Consider the following 2,209-nt stretch of genomic DNA (forward strand, 5'->3'; position numbering starts at 1 on the left):
ATAGACATTAACAACAAACAAAAACTAGAAAACGCAAAAATAGAAAAAAACAAAATAACCATCGAAAACAAAGAATACAGAGTACCAGAACCAAACATAAACGCAAGAAGAGAACAAGCCATATGCCTCCACTGCGGCTCAACAATAGCACAAATAGACCCACACACAGGAAAACACTATACAGAAACAAATAACCTACCAAAAGACATCAAAAGCAGACTTAAAAGCTACGTGAAATATGCCCTTGAACTCTACAATAAGGAAATAGGCTATGGCACAAACACAGAACTCCCACCATGGATAAACGAAGTGCCGGCAAGACAAAGATTGCTTGTCAAAGTTAAAATTAAACAAGGAGATTTAGAATTCGAACCATGCACAGAAAAAGACCAAGAAAAACTTGAGCTAGCAAGAAAGGAAATAGTAAAATTGCTAGAATCAGATAATCCAGATATACCAAAAGAAAAACTGGCCCCTTATGGAACGCAGGCAATAGGTGGATACCTGCAACCTATAAATTATACTATGACCGAGTGGTATAAGCTCTTTAATCCGCGCCAGCTCCTAACACTCGTAAAACTTGTCAAGCTAATACGCGAAGCAGGTAAACAAATAGAGCAGGAAAAAATCAAAGACGGATTAAGCCAAGAAGAAGCACACAAATACGCAGAAGCAATAACAACATACCTAGCAATAGCACTATGTAAACATGTTAATTACAACTCAATAGTTACATCAACACACCCTACACTGATGTTTATTCGTGAATCTTTAGCTTTTAGAGGTATTGCAATGACTTGGAACTGGATAGAATTGATATCCACAATTAATATATTAGGTTCATTCACTAGATCGCTAAGCTCTATTTCTAAAGGCTTATCTTATCTCATTTCTGGTAGTTCTGGTAAAGTTAGAGTTTTGCTTGATGATGCTACTGTATTGAGCAAGCTTGATTCTAATGAGAAGTTTGATCTAATTGTAACTGATCCGCCTTATTATGATGATGTTCCTTATGCTGAACTTAGTGACTTCTATTATGTCTGGTTGAAGAGGGCATTAAGTGATGTTAACGGAAATAAACTAGTTCCTAGGTTTATTCCAGAAGCATTTTTTGAAAAAGTTGGAAGTAATTGGATTGAAATATCTACACAATGGGAAAAGTACGCCTTAAGTGAAGTAAGTCTTAATCCACCAAGGCTTGGTAGTAATGTCAGTTATGAAAAAGGTGTTGAACATTTTCAAAATCTTCTAAGCATGTCATTCATAACAATGGCATCAAAATTAAAGGATAATGGCTTATTAATCACATATTATGCCCATGCAAGCCCTGACGCATGGGAAGCTCTGCTAAAAGCTGGATGGGAACACGCTGGTTTAAAAATTACGAACGCCTTTTCCATAACAACTGAGTCAGCCCAGAGTGTTGTTTCTAGAGGTAAGCTTTCTATGGATACAAGTATCGTTGTTGTATGGAGGAAGGGTGCTTCGGGTTCCATTGATGTTTCTGAGCTTTATGATAGGATGGTTGAAAAGAGCGAAGAAGTTTCTAGGAGTCTCATTGAGCAAGGTATTGTTGGTAGGGATCTTATTATTGGTGCTTTTGTTAGTGCGCTTTCTGTGGCGACTGGATATAAAGAGGTTAGAAGTATGGGAGTTATTAGGACTAAGGATTTAGTGAAGAACTATGTGTATCCTGCGTCTTATTTAGGTTTGATGAAGGCTTTATCTGAAAAGGCTGATTTGAAGGAAACTGTAAAAAGTGCTGATAGTATGTTTTATCTTATTGTGAAGGTGGCTTTTGGTGGTGCTAAAAGAAAAATTTTGGAGAGTACGGATGCTAGGATTATCTCTATTGGTACATTATTAGATTTGAATGATGCGGTTAAATGGAGAATTTTAAAGTATGGTAGTGGTAGTGTTTTGCCTAGTGAAGAGGATGAAGAAGAGGAAGAAAAAGGTGCTAATGTTGCTAGGGCTAAGACTCTTATTCTTATGGAACCTGTATCTTCTGAGAAGTCTAAGTTAGGTGAGCTTTTGGAGGTTCGCGGTGTTGGTGTGAGTGATTTGAAGATTAGGTGTTCTGTTGATGCTCTTCATGTGTTAGAGTATTTTGCTATTTCCTATTCTAGGGATGAGTTTATGCGGAGGTTGAATGAGTTGAAGGGGAAGTTTTCATCTTATGTTGATGAGGCGATTATTATGGCTAGGA

At 37.3% G+C, this 2,209-nt stretch carries 1 protein-coding gene; it reads left to right on the forward strand.

Going from position 1 to position 2,209, the window contains the following annotated elements; genetic code table 11:
* A partial coding sequence (locus MRT15_RS09370) for a hypothetical protein (protein ID WP_304329826.1) occupies nt 1-2,209 on the forward strand: 2,209 nt, incomplete at both ends.

The organism is Candidatus Culexarchaeum yellowstonense, assembly GCF_024707025.1.
GTDB lineage: Archaea > Thermoproteota > Methanomethylicia > Culexarchaeales > Culexarchaeaceae > Culexarchaeum.